This window comes from Enterococcus sp. DIV1937 (assembly GCF_050535975.1).
GTDB classification, from domain to species: domain Bacteria; phylum Bacillota; class Bacilli; order Lactobacillales; family Enterococcaceae; genus Enterococcus; species Enterococcus faecalis.
This window is the reverse complement of sequence record NZ_CP172909.1, coordinates 1287135-1304013: the sequence shown is the minus strand read 5'-3', so window position 1 is coordinate 1304013 and position 16879 is coordinate 1287135. Positions and strand designations below refer to the sequence as shown.

18 protein-coding genes are annotated in these 16879 nt (G+C 39.1%); 1 reads left to right on the top strand and 17 read right to left on the bottom strand.

Annotated elements, in window-relative coordinates:
* Positions 1–40: 40 nt before the first annotated feature.
* The 15 genes from IGL13_RS06325 to IGL13_RS06255 all read right to left on the bottom strand — a co-directional run bounded on the left by IGL13_RS06325 (position 41) and on the right by IGL13_RS06255 (position 14026).
* Entirely contained in the window at positions 41–889 is an 849-nt protein-coding gene (locus tag IGL13_RS06325; protein WP_002382324.1) for a DegV family protein, read from the bottom strand.
* Between the two features lie 75 nt (positions 890–964).
* On the bottom strand, positions 965–2137 hold the full coding sequence (locus IGL13_RS06320) for an LCP family protein (RefSeq protein ID WP_002374848.1): 1173 nt from the start codon (positions 2135–2137) through the stop codon (positions 965–967).
* A 143-nt stretch (positions 2138–2280) separates the two neighbouring features.
* A complete protein-coding gene (pheA, locus tag IGL13_RS06315; RefSeq protein ID WP_002377412.1) occupies positions 2281–3129 on the bottom strand; it encodes a prephenate dehydratase in 849 nt (282 codons plus the stop codon).
* A 7-nt stretch (positions 3130–3136) separates the two neighbouring features.
* Positions 3137–3643: a shikimate kinase gene (locus tag IGL13_RS06310; RefSeq protein ID WP_002366687.1), complete on the bottom strand. Its 507-nt coding sequence runs from the start codon at positions 3641–3643 to the stop codon at positions 3137–3139.
* Positions 3644–3662: 19 nt separating this feature from the next.
* Entirely contained in the window at positions 3663–4949 is a 1287-nt protein-coding gene (gene aroA, locus IGL13_RS06305; protein WP_002378283.1) for a 3-phosphoshikimate 1-carboxyvinyltransferase, read from the bottom strand.
* A 6-nt stretch (positions 4950–4955) separates the two neighbouring features.
* The gene (locus tag IGL13_RS06300) at positions 4956–6050 is read right to left on the bottom strand and encodes a prephenate dehydrogenase (protein ID WP_002378284.1); all 1095 of its coding nucleotides are present in this window, start codon (positions 6048–6050) and stop codon (positions 4956–4958) included.
* Positions 6051–6083: 33 nt separating this feature from the next.
* On the bottom strand, positions 6084–7250 hold the full coding sequence (gene aroC / locus IGL13_RS06295; protein WP_002357582.1) for a chorismate synthase: 1167 nt from the start codon (positions 7248–7250) through the stop codon (positions 6084–6086).
* 1 nt (position 7251) lies between these two features.
* Positions 7252–8328 carry a 3-dehydroquinate synthase gene (gene aroB, locus IGL13_RS06290; RefSeq protein WP_002378285.1) on the bottom strand — a complete coding sequence of 359 codons (1077 nt, stop codon included), beginning with the start codon at positions 8326–8328 and terminating at the stop codon, positions 7252–7254.
* A 22-nt stretch (positions 8329–8350) separates the two neighbouring features.
* On the bottom strand, positions 8351–9376 hold the full coding sequence (aroF, locus tag IGL13_RS06285) for a 3-deoxy-7-phosphoheptulonate synthase (protein WP_002363948.1): 1026 nt from the start codon (positions 9374–9376) through the stop codon (positions 8351–8353).
* Positions 9377–9412: 36 nt separating this feature from the next.
* Entirely contained in the window at positions 9413–10279 is an 867-nt protein-coding gene (aroE, locus tag IGL13_RS06280) for a shikimate dehydrogenase (protein WP_002378286.1), read from the bottom strand.
* A gap of 488 nt (positions 10280–10767) precedes the next feature.
* Positions 10768–11223, bottom strand: a complete 456-nt coding sequence (locus IGL13_RS06275; protein ID WP_002357586.1) for a hypothetical protein — start codon at positions 11221–11223, stop codon at positions 10768–10770.
* Between the two features lie 89 nt (positions 11224–11312).
* Positions 11313–11687 (bottom strand): thioesterase family protein, encoded by a 375-nt coding sequence (locus IGL13_RS06270; protein ID WP_002361804.1) that lies wholly within the window; start codon positions 11685–11687, stop codon positions 11313–11315.
* Complete coding sequence (locus IGL13_RS06265; protein WP_002378288.1) at positions 11687–12907, bottom strand: CCA tRNA nucleotidyltransferase; 1221 nt, start codon at positions 12905–12907, stop codon at positions 11687–11689. The genes IGL13_RS06270 and IGL13_RS06265 overlap by 1 nt, the downstream gene beginning before the upstream one ends.
* Complete coding sequence (gene dapB / locus IGL13_RS06260) at positions 12904–13683, bottom strand: 4-hydroxy-tetrahydrodipicolinate reductase (RefSeq protein ID WP_002357591.1); 780 nt, start codon at positions 13681–13683, stop codon at positions 12904–12906. The genes IGL13_RS06265 and dapB overlap by 4 nt, the downstream gene beginning before the upstream one ends.
* The gene (locus IGL13_RS06255) at positions 13676–14026 is read right to left on the bottom strand and encodes a nucleotide pyrophosphohydrolase (protein ID WP_002363944.1); all 351 of its coding nucleotides are present in this window, start codon (positions 14024–14026) and stop codon (positions 13676–13678) included. Before IGL13_RS06255 ends, dapB begins: the two co-directional genes overlap by 8 nt.
* A 123-nt stretch (positions 14027–14149) precedes the next feature.
* Between IGL13_RS06255 and IGL13_RS06250 the strand changes: the two genes are divergently transcribed.
* On the top strand, positions 14150–15034 hold the full coding sequence (locus tag IGL13_RS06250; protein ID WP_002357595.1) for a YitT family protein: 885 nt from the start codon (positions 14150–14152) through the stop codon (positions 15032–15034).
* Positions 15035–15071: 37 nt separating this feature from the next.
* On the opposite strand, the gene IGL13_RS06245 is transcribed toward IGL13_RS06250, so the two are convergent.
* Both IGL13_RS06245 and IGL13_RS06240 read right to left on the bottom strand, forming a co-directional pair.
* Entirely contained in the window at positions 15072–15611 is a 540-nt protein-coding gene (locus IGL13_RS06245) for a ReoY family proteolytic degradation factor (RefSeq protein WP_002360333.1), read from the bottom strand.
* A gap of 9 nt (positions 15612–15620) precedes the next feature.
* Positions 15621–16877, bottom strand: coding sequence for a tetratricopeptide repeat protein (locus IGL13_RS06240; RefSeq protein WP_002378289.1), 1257 nt, complete (start codon positions 16875–16877; stop codon positions 15621–15623).
* Between the last annotated feature and the right edge of the window lie 2 nt (positions 16878–16879).

Sequence of the window (16879 nt, the reverse complement as noted above, 5' to 3'; positions counted from 1 at the left end):
AAAATGAGACAGAAGTAGTTTACTTTTGTCTCATCTTTTATTATTGAGCTGAAATCGCTAAACCAATTGCTTTTTCCCCTAGGTGGGTCCCGATAACTGGACCAAAATGACCGATTTCAATTTCTGCATTTGGGTATAGCTTTTGTAATTTTGCTTGTTCTTTTTCAGCAACGATGCGGTTATTGGCATGAATCACGTACAGTTTAACTGGTGCTTCAATCCCTGCGTTTCGTTCACCAATAATCTTTTCTGCACGAGCAAAAGCTTTCTTTGTTGAACGGATTTTTTCAAATAATACAATCTTTCCATCTTCAAAAGTCAAGATAGGTTTAATCTTCAATAGTCCAGCAATCAAGGCTGCGCCATTCGTTAAGCGACCGCCACGAACTAAGTTGTTCAGATCTTCTACAATTAGATATGCATACGTATTGTCACGAATTAAATCTAATTTGGCAAAAATTTCTTCTAAGCTGGCTTTTTCTTCTGTTAAATCTAAAGCAGCTTCTACCATGTGTCCCATTGGCATACTTGTAATTTTTGAGTCATATGGATACAAAGCAACGCCTGGGATTTCATCGGTAAGTCCGTGCAATGTATGAACAAAACCAGAGATTCCTGAAGAAAGATGAATGCTGATGATGGTGTCGTACCCTTGTTCAGCGATTGATTTGTAAAGCTCTAACACTTCTCCTAAAGCAGGTTGTGAAGTCGTCGGAAATTCTTTACTATTATTTAGCAATGCATAATATTCATCTGCTTCAATGTCAATGCCTTCGTTGTATATTTTTCCATCTAAAATGACTGGGATGGGAATTACAAAAAGATTCGGATGATCTTTAATGCGCTCGGGTAAATAAGCTGTACTATCTGTCACAATAGCAATTTTCATTTTGTAACCTCGTTTCACTAATTTTCCACGTTGTTTCTAATATAGCATAAAAAAGGATATTTTAAAATGCTTTCCTTATTCGTTCAGGAATTTTTCGATGGCGTCAGCATTTTTTTGTTCATCTACTTCTAAAATACTGCCTGCATAAGAGGATTCACCAAAATTCCAAGAATCTGGTACCGGAACCGATAATGACTCAACCCCTGCTTTTCCTTTAATCAACAATGATGGTCCATTCGTTAACATGAAACTAACAGGCACATCTGTCGACATATAGCCGACTAATTTCCCAAGTGATTCTGGGGTTCTTAATAAAGTCATTGGGTTTTTCATTTGGCTCATTACAGCTGACATAACTTGTTGTTGGCGACGAACCCGACCAAAGTCGCCTTCTTCATCCATCCTAAAGCGAGCGTATTGAAGTAAGACATGTCCATCCATGACCTGTTGCCCTTTTTCAATATCAACACCATCTAAATTCAGTGATTTTTCTGCATCGATTTTGACACCTTTTGGAAACATAGAGTCAACAATTTTTTCAAATGATTGGAAATCTACCTTAGCATAATATTTCGTATCTAAATTAAAGTTTTGTTTTAACGTTTCACGAACCAATTCAGCACCGCCATAAGCGTATGCGGCATTAATTTTATTCGGCCCGACACCAGGAATGTCCACGAATGTATCACGCATAAATGAAATTAATTTCGGTTTTTTTGATGGTCCATTTAGTTGGAGAACCATTATTGTGTCGGCTCGTCCAGCATCTTCCCCACGTGTATCGCTGCCAAGAATTAAAATATTCTTAGCCCCGTTGCTACTTTTGACACCATTAAATGTTTCTACTTTTTCTTGAGGCAACGAGTCATCATGTTCTGCTGCAGATTTTCCTTTTAAAAACATGACTGTACTATAGGCAAATAACAGAATCAATAGGATTACTAGCCATTTGAAAAAGCGTTTTGTTTTTGATTTTTTACGTTTCTTTTTTGGTTTCTTGTCTTTTTTTCCGCGGGGTGGTTGGTCAGAACCGTTGCCACCACCTGAATCTGTTTGATGTCGCCTCTCACTTCTGCGACTGTCCTCAGTATAGCTGTCTTCGTAAACTGTCTCTTGAAGGCTTTCAGCTAGTTCTTCTGGTTCTTCTTCTCTATGTTCACCCATTGATTTTCGGGGATTAAAGGTCTTTTTATGCTCTGCTGGTCTCGATTTTTCATGAATATGTTTATAACGATCTACACGACTCATCGTGTCACTCCTTTACCTCTGTGTTTTATCACCTTTCTTAGGATACCTCATTTCGCAGGAAATTCCTATTACAAATATGTAATTTAATAAAAAATGAAACTCACTTTATCTAATAAGTAAGCTTCATTTTCATTTTTAACTCTTTAAAGTGTGGACAAAACATAGATCGGGTAATCCCCTAAAATTTTTATTTCTGCGCCAATCAGTTCCAGTTCTGTTAAAGCTGCTTCAATTAATTTTTCTGGTTGATCTTTCACTAAGTCCATTAAAAAGAAGTACTCTCCGAGCTTTGTTTTCAACGGCCGCGATTCTATTTTGCTAAGATTAATCCCTCGCCAACTGAACACGCTTAATGCTTTGTGTAAAGAGCCAGGAACATTACTTGGCATCGTAATCGCCAGCGTTATTTTTTTCTCAGATAGCGGGAAAGAAATCGCTAAATTTTCAGAACCAAGAACCCAAAATCGGGTTTGATTTACCGATAAATCTTGTATATTTTTTTCAACAATGGTCAAATCATACATTTCCGCAGAAAGTTTTGGTGCAATAGCTGCAAAAGGTAATTCTGGATGTTCTGCAATGTATTTGGCGGCGTAAGCTGTTGAAGGTGTTGCTTCTAAAATCGCTTCTGGAAAGTTTTTCTCTAGAAACATCTGCGATTGAGCTAATGCTTGCGGATGTGATAAAATTTTCTGACTTTGTTGCCAGATCGCTTGATTCTCTTTTGCCACCATTAATTGTTGTTGAATCGGTAAAACTAACTCTGCTTGGACAGGTAACTGCGCTTGATGATACAAATAATCTATCGATGCGTTAACAGTTCCTTCAATCGTGTTTTCTATTGGGATAATACTACATGCCACTTCTTGCTGTTCAATTGCTTTCAAGCAAGCTGGAATCGATGCGTACGGTATCAACGTAGCATCAGGAAAAGCAGCCAACGTTGCACTGTACGTAAAGGAACCAATCGGACCTAAATAACCAACTTTCATCGTTTCTCTACTCCTTTAATTGTTGCAGAATTTCATTGATAATTTCTTCTGGTGAGCGATTGGTCGTATCAATTGTCATCTTCGCACATTCTTCGTAAAAATTTTTACGAGACTCAAACAAAGCAATGATTTCTTTTGAAGAACGTTCTATAGCTAAGGGTCGTTGGTTTTCAGTATCTTCTTTGATTCTTTTTAACAGCTCTTCTGGTGTCGCATGTAAATAAATCACTTGCTGAAAAGATTTTAATAAGCTACGATTTTCTGGTCCGACAACAATCCCGCCCCCAGTTGAAAGGACGGCTGTATTTTTTGACAGCTCCTTTAAAAGTTGGGTTTCCTGTTCTCGGAAAGCTGCTTCACCATATTTTTCGAAATAGTCAGGAATTGAGCGTCCTATTTTTTCAATTAACGCTGTATCTAAATCAAGATGAGGCATCTTTAGTTTATTGGCCAAACTTTGGCCGATAGTTGTTTTACCCGCACCCATGAAACCAATTAAAACAATGCTTTCCATGGTTCGTTATCCTCCTTCGTTAACAACTTAAACGTTCTAAGTCGTCAAAAAATGCTGGATAAGAAACTGAAACTGCTTCAGCCTTATCTAATTCAACAGTGCCTTCTTTTACAAGTAATGCAGCAATTTGTAACATCATCCCGATACGATGATCCCCATAACTGGTAACTCTTCCACCATGTAAAGAAGTTGGTCCATGTATAATTAAGCCATCATCAGTAGGCGTGATGTCGGCGCCTAAAATTGTTAATTCTTTCGCTACTGCATCAATCCGATTGGTTTCTTTGACTTTCAATTCTTCTGCATCTCGAATGATTGTCGTGCCAGTAGCCTGAGTAGCTAACAAAGCAATAATCGGTAACTCATCAATTAAACGTGGGATAATAGCGCCACCAATCTCTGTAGCTGTTAATTGACTCGTTTTTACAAGTAAATCGCCAGAGTGATTGGCCTCATCTTCATTTAAAATAGTGACGGAACCACCCATGTTTTTAATCACATCTAAAATACCTGTCCGCGTTTGATTTAAGCCAACATTTTTCAGAAGTATCTCGCTATCTGGGACTACTAAACCCGCAACTAAAAAGAAAGCTGCAGAAGAGATATCACCAGGAACTACCACATTTTGACCTGTTAATTGTTGCGGTCCAGTTAACATAATTTTTTTACCGTCTACTTCAAGTGTCCCACCAAATTGTCGAATCATCTCTTCTGTATGATCACGTGTCTTTTCTTTCTCAACCACTACAGAAGTGCCCTCGGCTTGCAAAGCGGCGAATAAAATAGCCGATTTAACTTGAGCACTTGCAACAGGCATTGTGTAGTCAATCGGTTGCAAATTTTGAGTCCCGCGAATAGAAATTGGCGGAAACTCCGTTTGCTGAACCCCTTGACATTCCGCTCCCATTTGGTTTAAAGGAAGCATCACACGATTCATCGGTCGTTTGGCAATAGACGCATCACCAGCTAGGCGCGTTTCAAAGGGACAGCCAGCTAAAATGCCCAGCATCAGACGAATTGTTGTCCCTGAATTTCCAACATCAATTGTATTCCTCGCCTTTTTTAAACCTGCAAATCCTTGCCCCTCAACGGTGATTGTCGTCCCGTCATCTTCAATGTTCACACCCAAAGAACGAAACGCCGCTAAGGTACTTAAACAATCTTCGCCTCTTAGAAAATTTGTAATCGTCGTTTTTCCAGAAGAAATCGCTCCAAACATAATACTTCTATGGGAAATCGATTTGTCGCTAGGAACCATCAGAGTCCCTTGTAAATGTTTCACATTTGTACGTAGTTGCACCCTCATCACCTCTTATTTTTCGTAACACGTATAGTTCGTTTTTTTAGATAAAATTTGTTTTGCAGCTTGGCAGTCTGATTGATTTTTAAAAGACAATTGAAGAATCCCATAGATTTCTTCTCTCGTTTCTAAAATTTTAATATTTGTAAGAGAAAGGTCCGCTTCGCCTAAAATTTGCGTAATTTCAGCAATGATTCCTGGTTGATCTGGTACATCAACAAACAGATCATAGAAAGCTGGGATTGCGCCTTCTTTATGAATGGGCAACTGAGCACGTGTTTCTTTGGCCTTATCAAAAAAATTACGAATAGCTGGGGCATTTTTTTCTGTTAACCATTGGCAAACAGTAGTCATCTCTTTTTGCCAATTTTCTAGTAAGTCCAATAATACTAAGCGATTGCTTAATAAAATATCCGTCCACATCGTTGCATCAGAGGAAGCAATTCGAGTAATATCTCTGAATCCTCCAGCCGCTAGCTGCTGCGCTCTAGGGTAAGTGGTATTCAGTTGCTGACTTTCGTTCACTAACGCTGCGGCAACAATATGTGGCAAGTGACTTAGAGCACCAGTAATTTCATCATGTTCCTGTGCAGGCATCGTAATAAACTTCGCATGCGTTCCTTTTAGTAACGTTTGTAACTCCTGAATCTGTTTGTTTTTTTCGCCATGGTCATCGGTAAAAATATAGTAGGCATTTTCAAACAAACGTTCATCAGCGGCTGTTACGCCGGATTTATGTGAACCAGCCATTGGATGACCACCAATAAAATTTTTCATGTTAAGCTTTGTTGCTAACTGATTAATTTCCATCTTGGTACTACCCACATCTGTGATCAGAGCTGTTTCTAGTGATAATTGGTTTAATTCTTCTAGTTGTACTAAAGTTGCTTTAACTGGGGAACAAAGAAAAATAATCTCTGCTCGTCTTGCCCCACTTGTTAAAGATTCAGCTATCTCATCAATTAGACCCGTTTTCTTAGCAAATTCAGTTGCCTCCGCTTGATTATCGAAACCGATAATCTCACTGCTGGGATGTCCTTTTTTGATACACAAAGCCAGTGAACTCCCGATTAGCCCTAATCCTACGATTAAAATACGTTTCTTCATTTTTTCCCTCCATATACTTGCGACTTTCTTTCATTAAAAGTTTTGAGTATATAGACGATAACGTTTCACTGCTTCTTTCATTTGTTCAAATGAGTCACTATCAAATTTTTCGAGCATAGCCTTCGCTACTTCCGTTGCAACAACGGCTTCACAAACAACGCTAGCGGCCGGTACCGCCGTGCTATCAGAGCGCTCAACACTGGCCTTATAAGGCTCTTTTGTATCAATATTCACGCTTTGTAATGGTTTATAAAGGGTTGGAATAGGTTTCATGACACCACGAACGATGATTGGCATTCCATTGGTCATTCCTCCTTCAAAACCGCCTAAATTGTTGGAAGTTCTGGTATAACCAGTACTTTCGTCCCAAACAATCTCGTCCATCACTTGACTACCAGGGCGTTGCGCCATTTCAAATCCAATGCCAAACTCAGCACCTTTAAAAGCATTGATGCTTACAACAGCTTGCGCAATTTTGGCATCTAGTTTACGATCCCATTGAACATAGCTACCTAAGCCAGCTGGAACGCCACCCACAAGTACTTCTACTACCCCACCAATTGTATCGCCATTTTTCTTGGTTTGGTCAATTAGTTCTTTCATTTTTTCTTCTACGGAAGGATCTAATACGCGAACGGCAGATTGTTCAGACCGTTCTTGAATTTCACGGATCGTTAAATTTTCAGGAATCGTAGCTTCAATCCCGCCTAATACCGCGACATGCCCAGCGACTTGGATATCCAGTTCAGCTAAGAGTTTTTTAGCAACCGCACCAATCGCCACACGCATCGTTGTTTCTCGTGCCGAAGACCGTTCTAAAACATTCCGTAAATCATCATGTTGATATTTCATGCCACCGACTAAATCAGCATGTCCTGGACGTGGTTTGCTGACGCGGCGGATTTTCTTTTGTTTTTCAGGAACTGGCTCTACTGACATCACGGAGGTCCAATTTTTCCAGTCTTTGTTTTCGACAATCAACGTTACTGGTGAGCCAAGTGTTTTACCATGCCGAATACCCGAAGTAATACGTACTTGGTCTTTTTCAATTTTCATCCGTCCCCCACGACCGTAACCGCCTTGACGTCTTGCTAATTCTCGGTTAATCTCTTCGCTACTTAAAGGCAAGCCGGCTGGTAAGCCTTCAATAATAGCAGTTAATTCAGGTCCATGTGATTCGCCTGCTGTAATAAAGCGCATCTTAAATTCCTCCTTCTCTGTTTAAAAATGCTCGAATTTCTTCCGTTGGTAAAGAGACAATTTTCGCTTGACCAATTTTTTCTAAGACAATGATTTTAATCTGTCCCCCACGTGTTTTTTTATCATGTGTAATTGCTTGATAGAGACGTTCTTCTGACCAACGATCTGTGGTTACTGGTAAATGGAACTTTTCTAGCATGGTGACCAACTCTTGGGTAATCCCAAGTGGGGAAAGCCCTTGTTGTTCTGCGACTTGAGTTATTTGAATCATTCCTAAAGAAACGCCTTCACCGTGAGCAATCACCCCGTAACCAGCTGTATTTTCTAATGCGTGGCCGATCGTATGCCCAAAATTCAGAATCAAACGTAAGCCCAAATCTAATTCATCTTCTTCGACGACATCACGTTTAATCTTGCAACAGGCCGTGATAATTTCTTCTGCATGTGCCACTAAATCTTGTTCATTTTCCAAAGAGGATAAACGGTGCCACAATTCAACATCAGCGATAGCTGCTGATTTTACAATTTCTGCAATTCCTTCACGCACACGTCTAGGTTCTAATGTTTTAAGTGTATTAGGATCAATTAAAACCCCATCTGGTTGGGCAAAAGTACCGACAAGATTTTTGGCTTTTTTAGTATTAACCGCTGTTTTACCTCCAATGCTACTATCTACTTGTGCCAGTAAGGTTGTTGGTACTTGCAAAAAGTGAATACCGCGCATATAGGTTGAAGCGACAAATCCAGCTAGATCTCCCACAACGCCTCCACCTAAAGCAATTAGACCATCACTTCGAGTCAATTGCTGTTCCGCTAAAAAATCATAAAGCAGTTGAGCTATTTCGAGGCTCTTACTTTGTTCACCTGCCGCTACAGCAATCAATGATGTTTCAAAACCAGCAGCTTGCAATTCTTTCTCAACAGCTGCGCCATATAATTTATTCACCGTTTCATCGGTAATAATCGCTACCCGTTGTGGCTGCCACAGGCTACGTACCCAGGTGCCAATTTTATCTAAGGCACCTGTTTCGATGGTTAAATCATATGAATGTGTAGGTAACGTTACGGTTAATTTCATGTCCTCTACTCCTCTGTCTTTACTAATCTTCTAAAGCATTAATTTCTTTCATTGCTTTTTCGATGATATGAACTTCTTTCATCATACGTAGGTAAGTTTTTTCATTCAAGGATTGTGGCCCATCTGACCACGCATTCGCTGGATCTGGGTGAATTTCTACAATCAAGCCGTCCGCACCTGAAGCAACACCTGCTCGGGCCATTGGCGGTACTAAATCCCAGATACCAACACCATGACTCGGATCAACAATAATTGGAAAATGACTTAATTTTTTAATTAAAGGCACCGCACTTAAATCAAGTGTATTGCGCGTAGCGGTTTCGTACGTACGAATCCCACGTTCAATGAAGATCACATTGAAATTTCCTTGCGCAGCAATGTATTCAGCTGCGTTTAGCCATTCATCAATCGTACCAGCAATCCCGCGTTTTAAGCCAATAGGTTTTCCAGTTTTACCAACCGCTTGTAATAACTTGAAATTTTGCATGTTGCGCGCACCGATTTGTAAAATGTCACTGTATTTTGCGACAAGTTCTAAATTCGCTTCATCCATCACTTCTGTAATGACTTGCATATCTAATTCATCAGCCGCTTGGCGAATGTATTTTAGTCCTTCTTCTTCTAGTCCTTGGAAAGCGTATGGCGACGTTCTAGGTTTGAATGCACCACCTCGTAAAATTGTTGCACCGCCAGCTTTAGCAATTCGCGCACATTCACGAATCTGATCTAAGCTTTCGATTGAACAAGGGCCCGCCATCATGGTCATACTGCCGTCACCGATTTTAACACCGTTCACATCAACCACTGTATTCTCTGGATGAAATAAACGACTCGTTAGTTTGTATGACAACGAAATGCGGACACTTTTCTCCACGCCTTCTAATGCTGTTAACTCTGCTTCAACTAATTTTTCTGTATCACCAATCAAGCCTATCACTGTTTTTCCATTATCTTGACTTGTTTGAGTAGTTAAGCCTGCACCTGTTACTAAATCAATGACTTGTTTCATTTGCTTTTCGGTTGCATTTTCTTTCATAATTACGATCATTATATTCTCTCCTCATGCCTTTAAACGGCGCTCTTTTTATCTATTTTCAATTTTACGTTTTACGACTGATACAGGCATTTTTTGTCCTGTCCATTGTTCAAAAGCAACAGCGCCTTGATAAAGTAGCATGTCCAAGCCGTTGCTTGTTTCTGCGCCACGTAAACGGGCTTCTTTTAATAACTGTGTTTCTCTGGGATTATAAATAGCATCATACACAAATAACTTCGGTTGAATCATTGCATAATTTTCTATAGGACTACTATGCGCATGTGGATGCATACCCACACTCGTTGCATTAACTAACAAGACGCTTTCAGCAACATCTTTTGCTAGTTTTTCAGTATCCGCTAAATCATTTAAATGGATTACACAGTTGGTTCGTTCAGTGAAATTTGCCAGTTTTTTTTGACTGTCGTTAAAGCCCGCGCTTTTCCTGTTGTAAACGGCGATTTCTTTCACGCCATCTAAAGCAGCTTGGGCAATGATTGATAAGGCTGCACCACCTGTTCCTAAGATGGTCATTTTATTCTGAAAAACGTCAACCTTTTTCTCTTTCAAACTCCACATAAAACCAGTACCATCCGTGCTGTCTCCGTAAAGTTTTCCATCTTTGTTGACAATCGTATTAATCGCGCCAACCAGTTGGGCGGTAGGACTTAGTTCATCCATATAACTTACAGCCGCCACTTTATTGGGCATTGATAAGTTGGCCCCTAACATGTGAAACGTTCGAATCGCTTCAATTGCTTGTGGCAATGTCTCTTGTCCAACGTCAAACGCCAGATACCGAGCATCAACTCCTAAATTTTGAAATGCTGTATTATGAATCAACGGTGAAATACTGTGTCGGCTGGGTTTCGCGAATAACCCAGCTAAACGAGTAGCTCCAGTTATTTCTTTCATCCTGTGTGCTCCTTTACGAAATTTTTTTAGTAAGTTTCTGAAATCCTAATTTTTGGCCAAACAAAAAGGATATTCACAGTAAATTTTAAGAAAAATCTACAGTGAATACCCTACAAAAAAGCAATATAAAAGCCACTATAGATTTTCTTAAATCTACATGGCTGAAAGTCATCTTAAATTTCCCTAGCCATTATAGATACAAACGTTTGTTGTCTGTACCCATAATGTTATGAATACAAACCTATCTAAAATAGCTAAAGTAAAAGTTATTCAGTTGTGTATGGTTTTTCTTCGTTGTTGTCATAAGAATCACTCCAAAACTGATTTAATTAAGAATTGTTAACAGTATACCGCTAGAAAAAACATGTGTCAACACTTATTCGCTTATTTTTTCGACTATTCCATTAAAACCAATGTTATTTTATTCGTCAAAAGACTGAAAAAAGCCACAGGAACCAGTCATTTCACTGATTCCTGTGGAGCAAAAATTATTTTAATTCTTCAGCGTATACATCATCAACTGTTTGTGTTGGGTCGATAACAATGTATAAGTTTTTAGTTTTTTCGCTGACTTTTGTAGATTGATAGATGTTATCCAAGCCCTCATCTGTTTTATCTTTGTAAGGGAAATAAACTAAATCTGGTGTGCCATTTTTGTAAAGAATTTCCATACGTTCGATATCTTCATATTTTAAAGCACGAGAGAACATCCCTAATTCTAAGCCACCTAAGTTAATATCGTGGGTTTGAACATGATCTCCTTCTTGGAAAATTTCAATTTTGAACCCTTCACATGGATGAATTTCAACAAATTCACTACCATGGATACGGCCAAAACTTGTTGTAATATGTTTGATCCATAAATCACCAATAAAACGACGATCAATCGTCCAAGTTTCACCATTTCTGAAATAAAATTTAAGTCCTGTCATTTCTCTAGCCATAGCACAAATCTCCTTACTTAAAAATAATTTCTTACATTATTAGTTTACCATACTTTTGATAAACGGTCACAAACTTTCGCTGTAGATTCTTAATCTTTTGTTATTCTTTTTAAAAAAGAATCAATCTCAACTACTGCACGTTGGTGAGAACCTTTGGCAATTTGTCGTTCTCCTTCATAAGCAACAAATTCATAGCGTATTTTGTGTGCAGTCTGTTCAATGCTGGTCATCGTAACAACGATTGTCGCCCCTACCGCGGATGGATATAAGTGGCGCAATTCTAACACCGTTCCGACAGTTGTTTCCCCAACTGATAATTGGTCCTTCACAGCTTCTTTGGCTGTTTGTTCAATCATGGCAGCTAAAGCAGGGGTTCCTAAAACTTCTAAGTCACCAGAACCGAGCATTTTAGCCGTTTGTGATTCTTTCACCAAAAATTCTTTTGTAAACATTTCTGTTGGCATTATGCTTTCTCTCCTTTTGAACGTTGTTTTTTGGCAAACGAAAGCAGAACTTCTTGTTTATTCTCTAAGCTACCTTCAACAACGTGTTGCTCGATTTCAGCAATCAGTTCCCCTAACCATTTGCCTGGTGTTTCTTCTAAGACGGCTAAAAGGTCTTTTCCTGTGATGGCCAATTCATGTCTTTGATGGATGGGTAATGCCTTAACTAACTCTTTTGTTACTTGTACTTGACTGTCTTGTTGGTAATAATATAAAAGCCTTTCAACAAGTACTGCTGATTCTTCGCCTAATTCATAAAGCATCATTGGCTGCCAGTCGTTACTCAAGCGAAAACGCAAACCGCGTACTAATTGTGAAACGTTTTGAATTAATTGATTTGAAAGTTTCCAAGCCTTTAAGAAGGAGCGAATTTCTGCTTCTGGTAAATTCAACGATTGGATAAGTAACGTCCACGCTTCTGCTTCTGTTTCAATTTGACGAGCAGGCAAGTCCATTAAACGAAAAAGTCCAGCCCCTTGTTCTCGTAATTTTGGACAGTATTGATAGCATTCTGTTTCAATAAACGGAGCTAAGCCACCTTGTCGATTAACCCCTAAAAGCATTTTTACAAATTCAATCGTAATGCGTTCTACTGAAATTTTTTCTAATAAAGGATGAAATTCAGCGATAGCGGCTAAGGTTTTTTCTTCAATTTTAAAATCTAATTGGCTAGCAAAGCGTAAGCTCCGCATCATCCGCAGAGCATCTTCATGAAACCGCTCATGGGGATTACCGACTGCACGAATGGTTTGATTAGTTAAATCTTCGATACCATCAAACAAATCAATGATTTCGCCTGTGCTGTCAAGTGCCAAGGCATTAATCGTAAAATCTCGCCGTTTTAAGTCTTCTTTCAAGGAGCGAACAAAGGTGACTTCATCTGGTCGACGAAAGTCTTGATAAGTTGACTCGGTACGAAAGGTTGTTACTTCATACTGTTGGTCTTCCATCAATACAAGGACTGTACCATGTTCGATACCCACATCAACGGTTCGTTTAAAAATTTGCTTAATTTCTTCTGGATAGGCACTTGTCGCAATATCGACATCATGGATTGGTTTATTTAATAAAGCATCACGGACACTGCCCCCGACAAAATACGCTTCAAAGCCCTGTGCATTGATTTCACGAATAACGGGAGCGGCTTCTTTAAATTCGTTTGGAATAGTTGTCAATTTCATAGCATCTGTTCCAATCCGTAAAGTAGTTCTGTTCTCTGTACCACTTGCCGACAAGCTAACGCTACTCCTGTCATGAAGGAACGCCGATCATAAGAATCATGCCGAATAGTGAGCCCTTCACCTACACTGCCAAATTGGACTTGTTGGTGTGCCACTAAACCAGGTAAGCGGACACTATGGATTCGCAGACCCTCGAAATCAGCCCCGCGTGCCCCTGGTATTGATTCTACCTCTTGCGGATTCCCTTGTTTTTTTGCTGGCCGAACTTCTTGAATCATTTCTGCAGTTTTTATAGCCGTTCCACTCGGTGCATCCAATTTGTTATCATGATGTAATTCAATGATTTCCACATCTGGAAAATACTGCGCCGCTTTTTGGGCAAATTGCATCATTAAAACTGCCCCAATTGCAAAGTTTGGCGCAATTAAGCCGCCGATGGCTTTTTCTCGAGATAGGTTTGTCAATTCGTTGATTTGTTCCTCCGTAAAGCCTGTCGTCCCAACAACTGGCGCCATACCGTGTTCCAACGCAAAACGCGTATTTGGATAGGCGGCTTCAGGAACCGTAAAATCAATCCAAACATCTGGTTTGACAGCTAGGACTTCTTCTAAGCGTTGAAAAACGGGAATTGCTGTTTCATCATTGAAAGAAACAGTTTCTTGTGCTTCATGAGGATCATACACACCTACTAATTCAAAGTCTGCGGTTTCTAAGACCATTTGTGTAGCAGTACTGCCCATCCGTCCTTTAAACCCGGCGACAATTATTTTAATCATGTGTTTTCCCATCCTTTCTTTCAAAGCGATAGCGATCCCGCTTGTTAAATTTGGCCATATTTTCTTCAAAAACTTCGGTTAAATCAATCTCTAAAGAATTTGCCATGCTAATCAATACAAAAAAGACATCTCCAAGTTCCTCTGATACTGTCTTTGGTTTTTCGTCTGCTTTTTTCTGTTTTTCACCATAATAATGATTGACTTCACGGGCTAATTCTCCGACCTCTTCCGTCAAACGAGCCATTTGTCCTAATGGTGAAAAATAGCCTGTTTTAAACTGTTGAATATAATCATCAACTTCTGTTTGCATCGATTGCAAACTACGTTGTTCTGATTCTGACATTTTACCCCAACCTTTCTTACTCTACCTCCTACATCTTATCAAAAACTTGGCTATCTGGAAAGGTTCTACTTGTTGTTTTATATAGAGAATGATACAGTTTATACTGTAAAAGGACGTGATTAAATGGAAGAACAAAGATTTTATTTTAAAGATGTGTTATTTATTGTATTAGGAAGCTGTATCTATGCCTTTGGTTTGGTTACTTTCAATATTGCCAATGACCTGGCCGAAGGTGGTGTCACGGGGATTACTTTGATTTTAAGGGCCTTATTTCATTTTAACCCAGCATATACGACATTATTAATCAATATTCCGCTCTTATTAATTGGTGGTAAAATTTTAGGCAAACGTTCCCTCTATTATACGCTAATTGGTACCGTGTCGTTATCGGTATTTTTGTGGTTTTGGCAAAAATTTCCTGTTGAAATTAATTTAGATCATGATTTATTGATTGCTGCTCTCTTAGCTGGTTTGGCCGCAGGATTCGGTAGTGGCCTTGTTTACCGCGTAGGCGGAACCACTGGTGGGACCGACGTCATTGCCCGCATTTTCGAAAAATACTTTGGGATTAGCATGGGCCGCTCGTTGTTACTTTTTGATGTTGCAGTCTTACTCCTCTCGTTGACCTATATTGATGTCAAACGAATGATGTATACTTTAATTGTGTCCTTTGTTTTCAGTCGTGTTGTTGATTCTGTACTCGATGGAGCCTATGCTGCGAAAGGAATTTTAATTGTTTCCAATCATTCCGAAGAAATCGGTCAAAGTTTAATGGCTTCTTTAGAACGCGGGGTAACATATTTAAATGGTGAAGGTGCTTATTCACAAGTGGAAAAACGGGTTCTCTACACGGTAGTCAGTCCTCGAGAAATAATGGAGGTCAAAAGGATTGCTAATGAAATAGATGAAAAAGCCTTTGTGTCCATCATTAACGTACATGAAGCAATTGGCGAAGGCTTTACTTATGCAAAACCCAGCAAACAACGGCGCTTTAAATTAAAACAATAAATAAAACCCAGCATTTATTGAAAATGCTGGGTTTTATTTATTGTTGCTTCAAACGATTTAATTCATCGGATAATTCTAAAAACGCTTCTTTGTTGCCTGTTTCTAAAGCATCATCAATTTGAGCTTTAAGTAATGCCATTCGTTGCGTTTGTTCTTCTTGCTTAAAGTATTGATCAATCGCTCTGGCAACTTCCTGATCCACTTGTTCATTCCATGGCGCAAACGGATTGTCTTCTAAAACAGATAAATACTGGCTCGTTTGCCAAGCCTCTGGAAATACACATTCTAAATAAAGAGCTTTCCGCCAATTCATCCGAATCTCATGAAAAATTTGTTCCGGATCTGTAAATTCTTGTGCTTGGATAAAAAGCAATAACGGCTCCTTACCTAAACCATCCGCTACCACACGGATCCCCCGATCGGTTTTCTCTACGTTCTCAACAAAATGAACATTATTTAAAATCGCATCATGCGTTAATAAGTAATTTAAAATCCACAGTACTTCTCTTCTTCCAAAAGGCACGGTATTAACTAACCAAGTTAAAAATTTTTTCTTTTCTGATAAACTAACAAACATCGTCGTTTCCTATCTTTCTTCCATATCTGCTAGCACAGATTGCATGTCGACATCACCAGGTTCATGTTCCAAATAGTGGTATAACAAGTGTTTTGCTTTTTCAAGTTCGCCTTCTTCTCGTAAGAACAATGCGTATTCTTTTAGAAATTCTGGTTCGTGAGACAATTCTTGCGCTGCTTGTTCATAATGAACTTTAGCGACGGCAAAGTCTTCTAATTCGTTGTACGCTTTTGCTAAGTTCCATTCAGCATAAGGATGATCCGTTTCCTCTAAATCATTTAAGATAGTAATTACTTCCTCAAAACGCTCTTCCGTGATGTAGAGATTACTTAAGGTCAAACGACTTTCATCTGTTTTCTCACCTAATTCCAAAGCTTTTAACAACCAGTTTTCAGCACCAGCAATATCGTGTAAGCGATAGGCATTTTCAGAGGCAAATTGGTATAACTCTACTTGGAAGGGGTTTTCCGCAATTCCTTCTTCGATCACCGCTTTTGCTTCATCTAATTGCTCTTCTTCTTGGAGCGCTTCCGCTAAATATAGATAAAGTGATTGATAATGTGGGTTTAGTGTTTTTAATTGCTGGAACAATGCAATGGCTTTTTGATTCTCATGTAGCTGTAAATAAGTGAAAGCTAACTGGAATAAACGATCGTCTGTTTGTTCTTCTTTGACTGCGGCTTCCAAATAAGGAACTGCTTCTTCAAAATCACCTAACATGCTGTAACTACTTCCTAAGCGTTCATTCAAGGAAATAGCAGAGATTTGCGCTGTCCCACTTTCTACAATGCTTTGATAACGAGTGATAGCCTCGACAAATTGTCCATTTGTAAAATATAGTTCTCCCAAAGCAAATTGAATTAACGGCTCTTCTGGCATAAGATTGGCTGCTTCTTTTAATTTCGCTTCACTGACTTCTGGAATCCCTAAAACTTGGTACAAATCCGCAGTAACTAAGAGGCTTTGGACATAACTGTCACTAGTTTCTGGAATTTTTTCTAAATAGATGAATGCATCATCTATTTCATTATTTTCAATGGCGATTTCTGCTAATGGAATGTTTAAGCCATCTGCATCGGGAAATTGTTCCAACAACTGTTGGAAAATTTGTTTGGCTTCTTCTAGAAAACCTAAAGATAATAACGTTTCCCCTAAATCAGCTAAGGTATTTTCATCATCTTTCTTTAATGCTTCTTCAAACATCAACTGTGCTTCTGCTAAATTTTCAGCTTGTAATGCTTGAACCATTTTTTCACTATATGACATAA